Below are 16,588 nucleotides of genomic sequence, written 5' to 3'. Positions count from 1 at the left end.
AAGTAATGCTATTCGCAGCCTTCCGAAGTGATAGCCACCGTGCTTCCCCGCGTCTCATACCGCGCATTCACGACCGCGCATATGAGGTCAAGCTTTTCGTGCACGGGTTCGTCTCCGAGTTTAGCGGTAAGCGTGCAATGCTGAATGGACCGCGCGTCAAACTGGATATCGATGCCATAGGTTTTTTCCAGCTCGACAAATACCTCGGCCAGGGGCGTTCGTTTGAATTCAAAATTCTGGCTTTCGGCCGGCAGGTTGAGCAGCACCGGCTTCTGCACCGTTTTTGTAATCATATTCAGGCTCTTGCGGTTGAAAGTAACCTGCTCGTTCGGCTTCAAAATCAGCTTTTTACCCGCACCAACCTGGCTTCTTCCTTCATTTTCCAATGCCGAAACTTCTACCACACCCGTTTTCACCACCAGCTCCACATCGTCGTCGCCATCGTTGGCCTTGATACTGAAACTTGTGCCTTTGACCTTGGTAACCATCGAACCTGCGAACACAAAAAACGGCTGTTCCGGATTTTTCACTATTTCAAAAAACGCCTCCCCGCGCAGCGTAACTTCCCGGCGATCGGCTGCAAATACGGCTGGATAACTGATCCGTGCCTGCTTTTTGAGGATTACCGAACTACCGTCCGGCAGGTTCACGAGCTGTATGGCATTGGTTTGATTATAAATTTCCAACTGTCCCGGCTTATTACCGTCGCCGAGACCGGCTACAAAAGTTTGCAGGCTTTGAAGGTTTTCTTTTTCCTGGAATAATGCCGTCACAATACCCAATGCAAGCAACAACATGGCCGCTATTTTGAGCCAATTACTTTTCCACCAGGGCAATGCACGCAGTTTCTCATCCGGAATGGCATTCAGGATTTCGCTCACACGCAGCTTCACTTCCGAATCGGGCAACGCATCGAGCTCGCCGCGGACGGCCAGCAATAGCTCTCGGGCCTGGTCGATGTTGGCTTGCTGGCCCGGATGGTTTTGGATAATTTCTTTCCAAAACGCATCCTGCTCGCCATGATAAACCCAGCGCTGAAACGCCGGATCATCGAGCCAATCTTTCACCTGGAAATGACTATAATTATTCATGGATTTTCTTTAACTATTTGCTTTGATACGATGAGTAGCGTGTCTGCAAATAGTACCCATGGGTTTCAAAAAATTTTCAGAAATTTTTCAGTGCCAGGCAATTTCGGAGCATAAGGCGAGAAAAATAGTGACATGCTGCCAGTAATCGCGCAGTTTCTGGATGCCGTATTGCAGGTAATTGGCCACAGCCTGCCGTTGCAGTCCCATTACGGTCGCAATCTCTTCATAGGACAGATTTTCGTAATATTTGAGGTAGAGGGCTTCTTTCTGGCGCTTGGGCAGTGCGTCGATGGCTTGTTTCAGGCGGTGGCTCGTGAGTTGGTCCGTTTCCTGAATGATCCAGTCGGATTCGGGAGAAATGTCGTCCTGGACGTCGTCGTCGCGGATGTCGGAGAAAACCGATTGCCTGCGGATGCGGCGGATGAGGTTGTTCCGCAGCGATTGAAAGAGGTAGGGTTTGATGGCGGCGATGTAGGAAAGCGCTTCGCGTTTTTCCCAGATTTCGAGAAAAAGGTCCTGCAAGCAATCCTTGATCAGGTCGCGGTCGGGTGTGAAACGCGTACCGTAATGGTAAAGCGCGGCATAATTCAGTTCGGTGAGCTCACCGAACGCAGTTTTATCCCCCGCACAAAACTGCTGCCAGCGTGTGATCAGATAGGTTTCTGATGAACGTTCTGAATTTTTCACAGGATAGGAATAGTCAGCGGTCTGAAATACGCTCCTTGATGTCCGGCAAACGCCTGGCATCAGTACGTAAATATCTGTACTGACTATCCCTCAACTATCCTGCCCTGTCATGGTTTATTTAAAAAATTTCTCCGATTTGGTCAATATTTACTCCAAGTACTTTTTGCGCAATGGCATCCAATGCCGCTTTATCGCCTTCGAAATGGAACGTGCTCTGCCGATGGGTAATGGCTTCGCCTTCCTTCAACGCTTTCACCGATGAGTTGGATTCCAGTTCGTAAAAGGGTCCCATTTGTGTGCCGTCGGCCAGTTTACCATCGTTGTAGGCATTTAAAGCATCGCCGTTGTACGGATCTTTATGCAACTCCCAGGTCGACTTCATGTACTGGCCCTGTGGGTCGAGGTCGAATTGAATGATGGTAAGAATGCCCTTTTCAGCGTCATAACTTCCGGCCACATTTCTGGCCGATTTCGGTGCGATACCGATCTTGCTGCGGTGTTTTCCGTCGGCTTTGAGAAACAATACCGAGTCTTTGACAACGAGCCTGTCGGCAGGTATCCGACCAAAATAATCGTCGGTAATGAGCGGCTTGTCGGATAATGCTTTCGAAAACGGTGCAATGATGGTCGTCTGGTCCGATGGCCGGAACATCCCCAGCAGCCAAATACCCAGCATTCCCGTTTCAGGCTTCCAGGTTTCATCTTTATTGGTCACGACGTTGGTGGAACGGTACGCAACCGCCTTGATGCCGCTTAATGCAGGCAAATCGAGCAAGTTGACGATCTCCTCCTTTGCCAGCATCTGAATTTTCCGGCTGATCTCTATCACGAACATCTTGCCCGAATAATTCTCTATCATCGCATCGATCTGAAATTTCACCGAAGAGCCATCTGATTCCACCACTTGATAGGCCACCGTGTCGATCAGCGCCGGCGTTTGCCAGTTTTCGAAATCAAAGCTTTGTCCTTTTTTGAAATACACCGAAAACTGACCGCCTTCGGGCGACAGCCAGAAACGCTCTTCCCCACCAAAGCCATTCATATGCTGCTGGTACTGACCGTTTTCGATGAGCTTGTAATTGATCCAGCCATAGCTGTTGCCGCCGTCGCCATTGGCAGTACTGGTCATCACCCTGCCCTGGTATGCCGGAATGACAATAGCCTGTGCCTCTGCATTATCCGGTGCAGCGAGCACGACGGCGTCCTTATATTTCTTCAAAAATGCCAGGTCGTAGCCGAACGTGCCGGCCGCCTGTGTTTGTGTTGTTTCCAATTGCTTCTGATCACTTTTATGGTTCGACGAACAGCCTATGGCCGCCATTATCGCCATCAGGATTACCGGGTAATGCGCTTTCATAGGCTATTCTTTCAAATAGTTACCATAACCGACGATCAGCACCGAGAGGATAATCACCAGAATGCCGATGACGATCGAGGAAATGGTCTTTTTAGTTACTCCTTTCCACTCTTTCAGGACTAGTCCCCACGAGTTGGCAACGAGGATAATGAATGCCATGTGCAGGATCCACGAGCTCGGGCCATTGCCCAACTTGCTCTCTCCCATGCCATAAAAGAAGAATTGCAGGAACCACGTAGTACCGGCTAATGCAGAAAAAATATAGTTCGACAACAACGGCGTCGAAGAATCGGTATAGTTGCCGAATGTTTTGTTGCGTGCATTGAGGAGCATACACCAGATGAAATTGGTGGTAAGCCCGCCCCAGAGGATCACGACGTAGGTCACATTGTTTTGGAACAAAAATTCTCCCTGACCTGGGTTGGCCGCTTTCCAGATTTCGTTCGCCTCCTGGGCCATTACCTTGCCAGCGTCGATCCCGAATGCGAAACAAGCGCTAAGAATACCCGAAATGATCGATACCGTCAAACCAAGCCCGATTTTAAACTCGGTATTATCCGCTGCGACGTGACCGGTTTTACGCAAATCGGCGTCCTTCATCGCTCCGGCCTTCCCGCAGATAACGATACCAATCACACAAACGAGCAAACCGATAAGCACCCATTGGCCCCAGGTGTTGCTGAAAAGCATTGAAATTGTATCCTTGCCTGGCTGCGGGTTGAATTCGTAGTAAACCGATGGGATCAACGCACCAAAAACAGAGCAGAGCCCGAGGATGATCGAACTCCCGAGCGCCACACCCAGGTAGCGCACGCCCAGCCCGTACGTGAGGCCGCCTATGCCCCAGAGCACCCCGAAGAAGTAGGTCAGAAAGAGAATGCCGCCGTGGGTATGGGCGATGATTTCAGTATACCCCGGAATGGTGAGGTAAGCCGCGAGCGGCGGGACGATCAGCCAGGAGAAGAGCCCTCCGACGATCCAGTAAGATTCCCAGGCCCAGCCTTTGACCTGCTTGTAGGGAATATAAAAACTGCCGGAGGCGAAGCCACCGATGAAATGGAAGATAACACCCAGAAGAGCTTGCATGAAATAAAATTAGAATTTTATCATGTAAGAGCGATCCTCCGGGTATCTACTGACAGGCCATGGAAGTCTTTAAAATTGATATGCAGCTCAATCGCCGACAACAACCTTCCTGACAACCCGGCTGTTACCCGCTTTGAGCTCGATCAAATATAGTCCCGCGGGCCATTGCGCGGTGGATATTTGCTGCGTTTCACTGGCACGGATGCTGCGGTTCCGGAGCATCCGTACACCGCCTGCCGAGAGCACATCAAATGTGCCGGTTTGGGAAGAATATACTTTGAAAAAGTCGACCGACGGATTCGGAAAAACCTTCACCTCGCCCGCATCACCGGGCTCCACGCCCGTGACGGAAACGGGCAGTATGTTGGTCAGCAGCCGCACGCCACCGGCATTGTTGCCGATCGCGACGTCCGGCTTTTTATCGCCGTTCAGGTCAGCTACGGCCAGGGAGAGGTAGTTTCCGAGATACGGATTGCCCGCCCTGCCATTGATGCTGATGATGGCGCTGGCGCGGTCGGTCCATTTGCCCCAATCGGCGTTGTTGAACACGCGAATCGTGCCGGTGTGATCGACGGTCGCGAGATCGGGTTTACCGTCGAGGTCGAAATCAGCCACAGCTACCTGCGAAAAGCGGCCTGCAAAATTGATACCCACACCTGCGAAAGAGTCGGTTTCGAGTTTGAATGTGTATTGCTTACTGCTGCCGGTGTTGGTGTAGGAATAAATATTACCCTGCGTTTTACCGATGAGCAGGTCGAGGTCGCCATCGCCGTCGGCATCGTAGAAATAGGGCGAATCGCCTATTTGCAGTTCGGCAGGTAATGCAATGGTGACCGCGTCGGCCAAGTTTAGCTGCGCTGCGCCGCCATTGGTGCCTTTGTTAGGAATGTAGCGATATTCGAGTTTCAAGGTAGAAGAAGCTGTGGCTGCAAAACCAAGGTCGGGAACGCCATCACCATTAAAATCCGCCCATTGGGGTTTGATATTGTAAACCGAAAGTTTGGGAAGGAGTTCGAGGTAATCCTGCGATTCGAATGTAAAATTCGGTTCCGTGGCCGTTCCGGTGTTTCTCAAAAGCCAGAAGCTCCCCTTGAATCCGCCCGCATACGGCATTCCGCCCGTGCCGATGAGCATATCCAGGTCGCCATCACCGTCGATGTCAAAAAAGGAGGGCACTGCATTCTCCCCTACATCAATCATCTGGTCCTGCAAGAAGTTTTTGCGCACGAGTTTGAAAATGGGTTTATCGCTCGTGCCTTGGTTGTGATAGTACCAGCCCGAGGATTTGAAATCGGTCATATTCGCGTCGCTCGCGGGCAGGCTTGGCGCGATGAGCAGGTCTTTGACGCCGTCGAAATCCACATCTTCGTAAAAACCCGCTGGAAAAATGTGCAGCGCTACGGGATCCACAGCCGGATAGGTGTTGGTGAAAGCGGTAAAATTGGCCATGATGCCTTTGGCGGAGTTGGTTAAAAATGAAATGTGGTCGTTGCTCACGTGGCCGGCGAGGAGGTCTTTGGTACCATCGCCATTCAAGTCATGGAGAAGGATCGAATTTCCCGCGTGCCGGATGCCCAGGGGCGAGGCCACGCGCTTGGATGGATCGGTTACCACGCCGCAATCCACGCCTACCACGAAATCTTCGGCACCTCCTTTATGAAAATTCCCCCAGCAATCGCCATTGCGCTGAAAAACCGGGCTGGCCTGTGTGCCGAGGCTGTCGCGCACCCCGAATTTCTCCACACTCAGGTTCTGGTGGAGTTCAATGTAATTTCCTGAAAAATCGAAGGTGAGCAGATCGAGGTCGCCGTCGTCGTCGATATCGGTAATGGCCGGAATGTCGGTACCCGACACCTGCATATTGATATTACCCGAGAAGCCTTTGGTATACAACACATCACGAACCTTTTTCCACGACCACACATTCCCCGTTGTGACCTGCTGATAAACCACAATACCCAGCGACGTGCTCGCAAAAAGGTCTTTCAAGCCGTCGCCGTTGTAATCGGCGAGGATCATCCAATTATCCACCTGCGGAAAAAGCGTTTCGTAATAGGGCGCGTGGATGAAAGTCTTTTTACCTGCATTCAGCGGATCAGGCCCTGCCAAAAACGTGGTAACCTTGCTGTTGGTACGATCGTACACGACAAGGTCCTCGTCGGCGTCGTTATTCAAATGCATTTTCAGGAACTGCGAGGCATTGAGCCCCCCACCCCAGGGATTCGTCATTTTCACGCCGCCGGTCGACACACTTGTAAGCGTATCCAGCTTGAACCAGGCTTGCTGGGCCAGCAGGTGAGAAGGTTTATAAAAGCAAATCAGGCACAGGATGAAGGAGGTAAATTTGGTTCGCATCGTTGAGGAATAATCTATTAGTTTTGCAGGTTTCCGGCGGTCCGCCGCGGTTTAGTTTGTCCTAAACCTAACGAAATAAGCCTGCATAACTTTATAACGAGCCAACATTTCATGTATACTTCCATAGAAACACTTTACGATATATACCGCAAGGGCGCCAAAGTTTCCACCGACACCCGGCAGATCAGCGAAGGCTGCATTTTCTTCGCATTGAAAGGCGATAAATTCGATGGTAACCAATATGCCGTTGAGGCATTGCAAAAAGGCGCCGCCTATGCCGTGGTGGATGACCCGAATGTAGTCGCCAGCGACCGTTTTCTGCTGTTCGAAGACGGCCTAACGGCCTTGCAGGACCTGGCGCGGCATCATCGTAAAACTTTCGAATTCCCGGTAGTGGCATTGACCGGCTCAAATGGCAAGACCACCACTAAAGAGCTCATTGCGAAAGTGCTTTCGATGAAGTTCAATACCTACGCTACGCGCGGGAATCTGAATAACCACATCGGGGTACCGCTCACGATCCTGAGCATTGATCCCGCGAAGCATGAAATGGCGGTGATCGAAATGGGCGCCAACCACCAGCAGGAGATTGCATTGCTCGCCAGCATTGCGCAGCCTACCCACGGGCTCATTACCAATATCGGCAAGGCGCATTTGGAAGGTTTCGGAGGTGTTGCGGGCATTATCAAAGGCAAGGGAGAGCTGTTCGACTATCTTTCCAAAAAGAAGGGAACCGTGTTTGTAAACTCCACACAGGAGGTGATCATGGACATGGTAAGCAAGCGTCGGGCATTTGGTGAGATCGTATTCTATTGCTCCGAAAACAGCCCGGTGAACCCGACGCTGATCGAAGAGAACCCGAACGTCGTATTCAGCAACGGCGGCAAAGTAGTAACCACGCATTTACCCGGAAGATACAATTTCGATAATATCTGCGCCGCGCTGGCGATCGGGAAGCATTTCGGCGTGGAAGATGCCGATGCCTATGAGGCCGTTGCTACTTACGAACCCGACAATAACCGTTCGCAAATCGTCAAAAAGGGCACAAATACGGTGATTATGGACGCTTATAATGCCAATCCGTCGTCGATGGCGGCTGCCGTGGCCAATTTTGCCAGGATGGAAGCACCCAGAAAGATCCTTATTCTGGGCGACATGTTCGAGCTGGGCGATGCCGCGCCGGAGGAACATTTGGCATTGGGAAAACAAATTGCCGGTGAGAAGTTCGACGTCGTAATACTTGCGGGGAAACTCATGCAACACGCGCTGCCCGCATTGCCAAAGGCTTACTATTTTCCCGATAAATTCTCGCTGCATAACTGGATTATGGATAATCCGCAAGAAAATACATATTTCCTCATCAAAGGCTCACGCGGCATGTCGCTGGAAACGGTACTCAGTGTTATGCCCGATAAATAATTTATAATTACAGTTATTGCTAGTATAATTATATTGCAAAAATTGATGGCAACATAAATTACATCTATAACAACTCCGTTCCTATAAATAAAACTAAATCCATTTGATTAAATCAACTCTTTCCTGGCATAGTACCAGGTTAAGGTTTGACCCATGTACTCATCGTTCGTAGTTTTGTAACACCAAAAAATACAATTTATAAACAAACGAGCAATCATGGCTAATAGACTGTTATCAGTGGGATCGGTTTTCCCGGAATTCAAAAAGACATCCGTAGTATCGCTTGAAAAAGGAAACGAATTCTACGATATTACCTCAGAAGACCACAAAAATGCTGAGAAATGGATGGTCATGTTCTGGTGGCCAAAAGACTTCACTTTTGTGTGCCCTACCGAGATTGCAGAATTCAACAAACACACTGCAGACTTCGCTGACCGTGACACGATCCTGATCGGTGCCTCTACCGACAGCGAATACGTACACCTGGCTTGGCGCAAAAACCACGACGACCTGCGCGACCTGCAATTCCCGATGCTGGCCGATACTTCGAAATCATTGGCAGAAGAGCTGGGTATCCTCGAAGCGAACGAAAAAATCGCTTACCGCGTGACTTACATCGTGGATCCCCAAGGTATCATCCGTTGGGTATCTGTAAACGACCTTTCAGTAGGCCGTAACGTACCGGAAGTTTTGCGCGTACTCGATGCGTTGCAAACCGACGAACTTTGCCCTTGCAACTGGCAAAAAGGCGAAGCTACCATCGCGTAACCACCCATTGAAAGCAGTTCGCAGCGGTTAGTCATTCGCACGCCGGTTCTGTGAACTGCTTTTTTACTACCCACGGGAAAGCCTTCCCACCCAAAATTCAAACCAACATGTATCCATTTGCAGCCACAGGGAACACGAAAGAGTCCCTGTATAAAGAGGTCAATTTGCCTGCGGAATTCGAAAGTGTACTGATCAACAAGCTCGCGGCGCTTGACCACCGTTACCTCAAAGACCTGAAAATCAATGTGGGTAATGTATTGAAATCACAAACCTTGAACCGTAAGGAAGCATTGCTGCTCGCATTGTCAGTTGCGGTGAACGAGAAAAATGCGGCGCTGATCGCGGCCCTGGAAGAACTCGCGGCACAGGAAGGTGCTGACGAGAAGGAAATCGCGGAGGTAACGGCCTGCGTGTCATTGATGAACGCGAACAACGTATTCTACCGTTTCCGCCACTTCATGCACAAGGAGTTTTATGATAATGCACCTGCGGGCATCAAAATGAGCATTATGGTGAACCCGGTGCTCGGCAAAGAATTTTTCGAACTTTTGAGCCTTGTCGTATCCGCATTGAACGGTTGCGAAATGTGCGTGACTTCGCACGAGCAGTCGGTATTGAACCATGGCGGTTCTCAGGCACGCATATTCGATGCAGTAAGGCTCGGAGCGATCTTCAAGAGCTTTTCTGTTTTGATATAAAACAAAGCTAGCCAGGTCTTTAAGATCTGGCTAGTCCCAAATTATCCATCCTATTTCTCTATTGTTTCTCTTTTGAATGCGGCGACAAATGATGTATGCCGCCGACAGCCCTACTCAACCTTGCGCAGCTCGGTAGTAGATGTGCTCTCCTCCCCTTTTTCGATCGACTTCACAACCCCTACACCCGGTGCAGTCCAAAGCGTTACATTGACCACCTCCGTGGTGATCTCCGGCTGCGTCACCTCCGTTTCGAATTTGGTATAAACTTCGTAGGAATACTCCCACTTAGTGCAATTGAAATTACCTGCCGGCGTAGTTACTGATTCTTCGGCAACCGCCTTGCCGTTTTTATACGTCAGCCGTGATTCGAGCTTGCCAAGGACCGAGCCTTCATCTTCAATCGGAATTTCGAGCTCCATCAACACCTTGATAGGGTCGCCTTTGAATGTAAGAGCGCTGTTGACCTTTCCGTTATTTTCCAGAAACTGGTATTGAGGGAAACCGGTAACCTTGAAATCCGAGATGTAAGCGATGTCGTTGATTTCATTAACCAGCGCTTTCATGGCTGTCGGATAAGGCAGCTCGTTGGTAGTGGTACCGCCTTTGGCATATGCCTTCGACACCAGCGTCATTTCCTCCTCATTTTCCCGGATCAGGTTGTGGATCGTATGCACATCCATTCCGGCCGAGTCTTTGGTACTGACGATCTTCGTAATCATATCGCCCGTGGAACCGTCGGAGTCGGTAATTTTGTAAGTATAACTTTTGTCTTTGGTTGGGATAAATGCCTTCTCCGTCCCGCCGGGATTACCGCCGTCCGGATCGGGGTTCTTATCATCGTCCTTGCAGGCAGTGAATGACATAGCCAGGACGGCCAGGGCCAAAGCAGATTTCGCGAATCGGCTGATGCCCAGTGAGGGTGCTTGGATTTTCATTTTCATGGCAAATTTTAGATTTGTTTAGATTTCAATTGATTTCATAAAGTTTGATCGCCGACTGGCCGGTCGTGTCTTTTTCCAACTCCTTCCGGAGCCTTTCATTCAGGGATTTTCTAACTGAAAGTTTCCTGACATCCAGCACTTCCGGCTCGGTGGTTTCTGATACGAGGTGATTACTATGGGCATAGTACCGGACGATTGTCGATTTCTTTTCCGGGGAGATTTCCACTACCCAGAAGCCCCGTTCGGGGAATGGCTGCCTTGCCGAACGCGTGGCTTTGGATACAGCCTGATGGCGAATGCCCGCTGCGACCAGGAAGCCCGCCAGCATATAATGTGTTAGGATGTTCATGGCTACATTTCATTTCAACTGAAAAAATGGTTGATCACCGTCCGCCCCGAACTCATAAACTTGGGCTCCTGCCAATGCGCCTTCACGAGGTTACGTATCACGACCATATGCGCGCACAGGAGGATTGGCATCACGACGCCGGGCAACAGCACAAACGGGAACTGCAACACCAGCACATTGGGTTGGTCGAGACCGATCGATTGGAATACGAACGGTACAGACAATATGGTACGGAATATTTCATTGACCAGTAATCCCAGGCACAGGAAGTTCCAGAGCACCATCAGCCGCCATTTCATTCCGTTGCGCATGACGCCGAGGTAGTAAATGCAGGGCGTCGAAAGTCCGGCCAGGATATCGGGGTTACCACCTCCGAAAGTCATTTCATGCGGCACCATTTTGTCGATAAAAGCCCAGTAAAGTACCACCTCGATCGGCGCCCTTACGACGTGGATCATTGTGAGCAAGTCTACATTCATCCGGTCGATAAGCGCTTTCCCGGGCCCACTCAGAAAGAGCCAGGCCATGAGGAGAGCGGGTGGGACCACCAGTAATAGCAGTCTTGGAAAAATGGTATCGGTAACTTTGAAATATCCCGTCAGGGCGGTCCCGCATTGTATCGCTATCCAGAGGGCGACCAGCGCGGCGAAGAGCCGGGAGCCTCTCACAGCCTGGTGGAAAGTAAATACCACCAGGAGTGTGATCAGGCCGAATATGATACTGGTACAATACGTGGAGCTGTCCATTACCGCTACCTACTCTTTCAGCAGCTTCGCTTGTGCGTTGTCCTTAAAAGTGTTGACGGCTTCGACGTCGGCGTTGATGGTTCCCTGGTAGTTGACGAAGATTCCGTAGCCACCGCTGTTGGAAATCACCGACTTACGGATCGCCATACGTGACTGTCCACCGTAGATCGCGATGTTGGCCTTCTTGCCCGACACGATGGCAATGTTACCGCCTCCGGATACTTCCGCATTTTCGATCACGTTTTTGTCGCTGGTCGAGAAGCAGAGCAACCCTTTCCAGTAAGCGGCGGTGTTTTCAGCGCCACGGATGATGATCTTGTTCGTTTCGGTTCCTATTGCGTTGAAATAGCCGTCCTCAATGGTAATATAGCCCGCGCGGCCTACCTCGATGATCACGCCCGGCAAAAGTTTCCAATTGGCGTCCGAAGCAATGTTTTCAAGAATGCGGTAAGGCGTTTTATCTTTGAAGCCCTTCCAAACTACCTCCGTCGTAGCGTTTTTAGGCAGGGATGATCCGAAAATCTCTACCACGTTGCGTCCATTCCCGTTCGTGAATTTAGAATCCGTATCGAGGTTTTTCACGTTTTCCGCGCCCATGAGGATGCCCGCTTCGGTATTGTCCTTGAAATTGTTCTTTTCAAACGATGCCAGAATTACCGAATATTCGAGGTAGAGGCCATAACCTGCATTCTGCTCGAAAAGACAGTTTTTAATATTCACTTCGGCACGACCGGCCCCGAGGACCGCCATACCGGCTTTGATAGTCGCATAAAGCGGCTTGCTGCCCGCATGCATTACCTGCACGTGTTCGAGCGTGTTCGCACTGCTCGACGAGCGGAATACGATACCCGACCAGAAACCTTTGGTAGTTTCTTTACCGATAAAACGGATCGGTTTCGCCGAATCGCCCTTGGCGAGCAACACACCGCCGCCGTCGTTGATTTCAATGCGGGTATCCCGCGCAAATGCAATCACCACGCCCGGCTTGATTTCAAGCTCCGCATTCACCGACACATTCGCATTCACGATGTAATCCGGAATGGCCGGATTGTTAATGCGATCGGTCAGGGTGAGTTTAGCACGGATATTCGCGTCGATTACAATCGGTTCGATCACGGTGGCGGTGATCAGGACTTTGTCTTTACTCTGCCCGTTTGCATTGCTGATGGTCAGTTCTACTTCGTACTCACCAGGAAGGTCGGCCGTGAAGGTTGGCTTGGCGGTGGTAGCCGAGGCCAGATTGGCGGTACTACCCGCCGGTTTTTTACTGAATGCCCAACTGAATTCGAACGGCTTGTTCTCGCTGTCGGTAGATGCGCTACCGTCGAGGTTCACAACAGAGCCTGCGTTTACATTCTGGTCCGCACCTGCTTTGGCGGTCAATGTGTTGGATGGTGTTGGATCTTCGTCCTCCTTGCAGCTACCCAGCAACAGGGCAAAGGACAAGGCTGCCCAAAGAATTCTTCTTGCTTTTAACATGGCTAATAATCCAAATGATTTAAATGAATTTCACTTCCATTTTTCAATGGCGGTGCAATTTTAAACCGATTTGGCGAGCCTGGGAAGCATGGAAAAGCGAGTGTCGATCAACAGCGGGTTTTGTCGACAAACGCCATTTGCAGCGCCATTTAAAAGGTCAGTTTGAAGCGGCGCTGGCAGTCGTTACGAAAGTTGCGGCCAATCGGCAGCTCCTTTCCGGCGATTTCAAGCTTGTGCGAATGGTAGCTTTCCACCTTGTCCACCGACACAATGAACGACCGGTGAATGCGAATGAACCCGTCCTCGGGAAGGAGTTCTTCCAAAAGGCTGATTTTCTGTTTCGAAATGAGGGCCTTATCTTTCAAAACGACCTTAATATAGTCTCTTAAACTCTCGATCCAGTAAATGTCGTTGACGTTCACCTTCACCATTTTACGGTCCACTTTTAAATACAAAAACACATCCTGGCTAGCCGGTGTAGCCTTTTGCGTTATGGAAACGGATTGGTTAGAAATGTTCAAACCTGTAAATACCTTGTCCATTGCCCTCAGGAAACGCTCGAACGGAATGGGTTTCATTAAGTAATCAACCGCATTGAGGTCGAAACCTTCCACGGCATAATCCTGGTATGCGGTAGTGAAAACGACTTTCGGCGGGTTTTTAAGACTTCTCAGCAGATCGGTGCCTTTCAGTCCGGGCATTTTCACGTCGAGGAACATCAGGTCGATCTTCTGCTGCTGCAATACCTGAAATGCCTGGATCGCATCCTGGCAGCGCGCCGCGACTTCTATTTCCGCAAAATTGGCGAGGTAGTTGTCCAACACCTCGATCGCATGGGGTTCATCGTCCACCAGAATGGCTTTCAACTTCATAATTCAGATTTCCAATCGTTTGTCAAGGTCAATTTCCAGGATCACGGCAAATACATCTTCTTCGTCCATGATTTTGAGGTTATGGGCCGAAGGATAGAGGATTTCGAGCCGCTTGCGCACGTTCGCGAGGCCTATGCTGACGTGATGCGGGCGATCGTCCGGCATGGCGGTCTCGGGTTTACTGTTAGATATTTTGAATTTCAATGCATTGCTCTTCACCCGCAAATCCATATTGATCCACGCCTGCCCGATCTGCTCGCTGGCGCCGTGCTTGAATGCATTCTCCACGAGCGGCAGTATCAGCAGCGGCGCTATCTTATATTCCGGTGCCATGCCATTGATACTGAAATGGATATCCAGCCGATCTTCGTACCGGATCTTTTCCAGTTCAATATAACTTTTAAGTATACTAATATCCCTTTCCAGCTGCACCACCTCGGTATTGGCCTCGTAAAGCATATACCGTAAGATCTCCGCCAGCCCCATCACCACTCCGGGCGACTGCGGTGATTGTTTGAGGGTCAATGCGTACAGGTTATTAAGGGTATTGAACAAAAAATGCGGGTGCAGCTGACCTTTGAGGAAATTCAGCTCGGCCTCCATCGCCGCCTGCCGCCTATCGAACCACATTTTGAAAAACTTCACCGACAAGGCGATCCAGACGAAAATATTGGTCTGCTCGAATGCGCTGATCAGGTATGTAGGCTTGGCAAGCTGCTGTTCGAACGTCCCATCGAGCTTCCGCCAGACGAACGTCGGGTCGTTCTTTTTCACCGCATTATAAATAATCGGATCGGCGACGAGTATTTCCATCAACCTGAAAGCCAGCGTGGAACTGATGACGATCAGCAAAAAGAACAGTACAAACTGCACATATTTCTTGCGATCGAAGTACCGAGGGATGATGACGTAGGCGATCAGGTAAAAATAGCCGATGTGTATAGGCATGAACAGGGCCACAATGCCGATCGTGAGCCAGTAATCGGGCATACCTGCACCATAAATAATCGTCAGGATCGTCAGCACGGCGAGCCAGAACAAAATGTGCAGTAAAATTCTTTGATGTTGGGTATTATTCAGGACCGGGAAAACAGGGCGCATAGGAACAAAGATAACGATTTCGGAGGCCAATACCGGGTTAGAAAAGCATTGTCGACCAATGTCATACTATTGTCGACGAACAGCATCGATTGGGTAATGGACTGCTGTACAGACAAAATATCTTCGCTAACCGGTGAATCACAGGGCCGTCACTTTCTAATGTGGCCATATCAAGCCTTTGGAAGATAAAATATCCAAATTAAGCCCCTAAATCAGAATTTGTATCTGCATTTATTCCCTCCGGTGGTTTTTCTACTTAGTTTTGTGGTAAAATCAAGATATTAACTAAACTGTAAAATAATGGCAACGTCAACCGAAACGTACATTCCGTACAAGGTAAAAGACATCTCGCTGGCCGAATGGGGCCGTAAAGAAATCACATTGGCAGAAGCTGAAATGCCTGGTTTGATGGCGATCCGTGCCGAATACGGTCCATCACAGCCTTTGGCAGGTGCGCGTATCGCAGGTTGCTTGCACATGACGATCCAGACTGCGGTTTTGATCGAAACCCTTACAGCATTGGGTGCAGAAGTTACCTGGTCGTCATGTAACATCTTCTCTACCCAAGACCACGCGGCAGCGGCCATCGCGGCAGCGGGCATCCCTGTTTACGCATGGAAAGGAATGAACGAAGAGGAGTTCAACTGGTGCATCGAGCAGACTTTATTCTTCGGCGAAGAGCGCAAGCCGCTCAATATGATTCTCGATGACGGCGGTGATCTTACCAACATGGTATTTGACGAATATCCCGAGCTGATCGACGGCATCAAAGGTCTTTCGGAAGAAACTACAACCGGTGTGCACCGCTTGTACGAGCGCTACAAAAACGGTACGCTCCACCTGCCTGCCATCAATGTAAACGACTCAGTTACAAAATCTAAATTCGACAACAAATACGGTTGCCGCGAGTCACTGGTTGACTCTATCCGCCGCGCGACTGACCTTATGCTGGCTGGTAAAGTAGCAGTTGTAGCAGGTTACGGCGACGTAGGTAAAGGTTCTGCCGAATCGCTTCGTGGCGCAGGCTGCCGCGTACTCGTTACTGAAATCGACCCGATCTGCGCATTGCAGGCTGCTATGGACGGTTTCGAGGTGGTAACGATGGACGAAGCTGCTGATCGCGCTAATATCTTCGTTACTGCGACCGGTAACTACAAAATCATCACCGAGCGTCACTTCCTCAAAATGCGTGACAAGGCAGTAGTTTGTAACATCGGCCACTTCGACAACGAAATCGATATGGCTTGGTTGAACAAATCTTACGGCCACACCAAATCGCAGATCAAACCACAAGTGGACATCTACAACGTGGAGGGCAAAGACATCATCGTATTGGCAGAAGGCCGTCTGGTGAACCTGGGCTGCGCAATGGGCCACCCATCTTTCGTTATGTCATGCTCATTCTCGAACCAGACTTTGGCGCAAATCGAGCTTTGGACTAACACCGCTGCTTATGAGAAGAAAGTATACGTTCTTCCAAAAGCATTGGACGAGAAAGTAGCTGCATTGCACCTCGCACACGTAGGCGCGAACCTCGACAAACTGACCGAAGAGCAAGCTGCTTACATCGGTGTAACTGTCGCAGGTCCTTTCAAAGCGGAGACTTACCGTTATTAATAATAGGATTGATATTGAAAAG

General features: G+C 50.0%; 15 protein-coding genes. 4 read left to right on the top strand and 11 right to left on the bottom strand.

The window, feature by feature from the left end:
* Window positions 1-8: 8 nt before the first annotated feature.
* The 5 genes from AC2YIT_RS10640 to AC2YIT_RS10620 form a co-directional block, all read right to left on the bottom strand.
* Window positions 9-1,091: a FecR family protein gene (locus AC2YIT_RS10640; RefSeq protein ID WP_487279162.1), complete on the bottom strand. Its 1,083-nt coding sequence runs from the start codon at window positions 1,089-1,091 to the stop codon at window positions 9-11.
* An 87-nt stretch (window positions 1,092-1,178) separates the two neighbouring features.
* A complete protein-coding gene (locus tag AC2YIT_RS10635) occupies window positions 1,179-1,778 on the bottom strand; it encodes an RNA polymerase sigma factor (RefSeq protein WP_487279161.1) in 600 nt (199 codons plus the stop codon).
* Window positions 1,779-1,896: 118 nt separating this feature from the next.
* The gene (locus AC2YIT_RS10630; RefSeq protein WP_487279160.1) at window positions 1,897-3,135 is read right to left on the bottom strand and encodes a DUF6786 family protein; all 1,239 of its coding nucleotides are present in this window, start codon (window positions 3,133-3,135) and stop codon (window positions 1,897-1,899) included.
* A gap of 3 nt (window positions 3,136-3,138) precedes the next feature.
* On the bottom strand, window positions 3,139-4,221 hold the full coding sequence (rhaT, locus tag AC2YIT_RS10625) for an L-rhamnose/proton symporter RhaT (RefSeq protein ID WP_430844532.1): 1,083 nt from the start codon (window positions 4,219-4,221) through the stop codon (window positions 3,139-3,141).
* 87 nt (window positions 4,222-4,308) lie between these two features.
* Window positions 4,309-6,576 (bottom strand): FG-GAP-like repeat-containing protein, encoded by a 2,268-nt coding sequence (locus AC2YIT_RS10620; RefSeq protein ID WP_487279159.1) that lies wholly within the window; start codon window positions 6,574-6,576, stop codon window positions 4,309-4,311.
* Window positions 6,577-6,687: 111 nt separating this feature from the next.
* On the opposite strand from AC2YIT_RS10620, the gene AC2YIT_RS10615 reads away from it, so the two are divergent.
* The 3 genes from AC2YIT_RS10615 (at window position 6,688) to AC2YIT_RS10605 (ending at window position 9,461) form a co-directional block, all read left to right on the top strand.
* Window positions 6,688-7,995: a UDP-N-acetylmuramoyl-tripeptide--D-alanyl-D-alanine ligase gene (locus AC2YIT_RS10615; RefSeq protein ID WP_487279158.1), complete on the top strand. Its 1,308-nt coding sequence runs from the start codon at window positions 6,688-6,690 to the stop codon at window positions 7,993-7,995.
* A 216-nt stretch (window positions 7,996-8,211) separates the two neighbouring features.
* Window positions 8,212-8,763, top strand: a complete 552-nt coding sequence (locus AC2YIT_RS10610) for a peroxiredoxin (RefSeq protein ID WP_223402263.1) — start codon at window positions 8,212-8,214, stop codon at window positions 8,761-8,763.
* 107 nt (window positions 8,764-8,870) lie between these two features.
* A complete protein-coding gene (locus AC2YIT_RS10605) occupies window positions 8,871-9,461 on the top strand; it encodes a carboxymuconolactone decarboxylase family protein (RefSeq protein ID WP_430844528.1) in 591 nt (196 codons plus the stop codon).
* Window positions 9,462-9,571: 110 nt separating this feature from the next.
* Here AC2YIT_RS10605 and AC2YIT_RS10600 read toward each other — a convergent pair whose 3' ends face one another.
* The 6 genes from AC2YIT_RS10600 to AC2YIT_RS10575 form a co-directional block, all read right to left on the bottom strand.
* Window positions 9,572-10,396 (bottom strand): TapB family protein, encoded by an 825-nt coding sequence (locus tag AC2YIT_RS10600; protein ID WP_487279157.1) that lies wholly within the window; start codon window positions 10,394-10,396, stop codon window positions 9,572-9,574.
* Window positions 10,397-10,427: 31 nt separating this feature from the next.
* Window positions 10,428-10,751, bottom strand: a complete 324-nt coding sequence (locus tag AC2YIT_RS10595; protein ID WP_487279156.1) for a hypothetical protein — start codon at window positions 10,749-10,751, stop codon at window positions 10,428-10,430.
* A gap of 14 nt (window positions 10,752-10,765) precedes the next feature.
* Window positions 10,766-11,497, bottom strand: a complete 732-nt coding sequence (locus tag AC2YIT_RS10590; RefSeq protein WP_487279155.1) for a hypothetical protein — start codon at window positions 11,495-11,497, stop codon at window positions 10,766-10,768.
* A 9-nt stretch (window positions 11,498-11,506) separates the two neighbouring features.
* Entirely contained in the window at window positions 11,507-12,976 is a 1,470-nt protein-coding gene (locus AC2YIT_RS10585) for a right-handed parallel beta-helix repeat-containing protein (RefSeq protein WP_487279154.1), read from the bottom strand.
* 149 nt (window positions 12,977-13,125) lie between these two features.
* Window positions 13,126-13,848 (bottom strand): LytR/AlgR family response regulator transcription factor, encoded by a 723-nt coding sequence (locus AC2YIT_RS10580; RefSeq protein WP_430844519.1) that lies wholly within the window; start codon window positions 13,846-13,848, stop codon window positions 13,126-13,128.
* 3 nt (window positions 13,849-13,851) lie between these two features.
* Entirely contained in the window at window positions 13,852-14,949 is a 1,098-nt protein-coding gene (locus AC2YIT_RS10575; protein ID WP_430844517.1) for a sensor histidine kinase, read from the bottom strand.
* A gap of 300 nt (window positions 14,950-15,249) precedes the next feature.
* Here AC2YIT_RS10575 and ahcY point away from each other — a divergent pair, with 300 nt between their 5' ends.
* Window positions 15,250-16,566: an adenosylhomocysteinase gene (gene ahcY / locus AC2YIT_RS10570; protein WP_430844515.1), complete on the top strand. Its 1,317-nt coding sequence runs from the start codon at window positions 15,250-15,252 to the stop codon at window positions 16,564-16,566.
* The last annotated feature ends 22 nt before the right edge of the window (window positions 16,567-16,588 follow it).

The sequence above is a fragment of the Dyadobacter sp. SRI_021 genome (genome assembly GCF_057586235.1).
The sequence above is the reverse complement of the archived record's forward strand: the minus strand, read 5'-3'. Positions and strand labels throughout refer to the sequence as shown.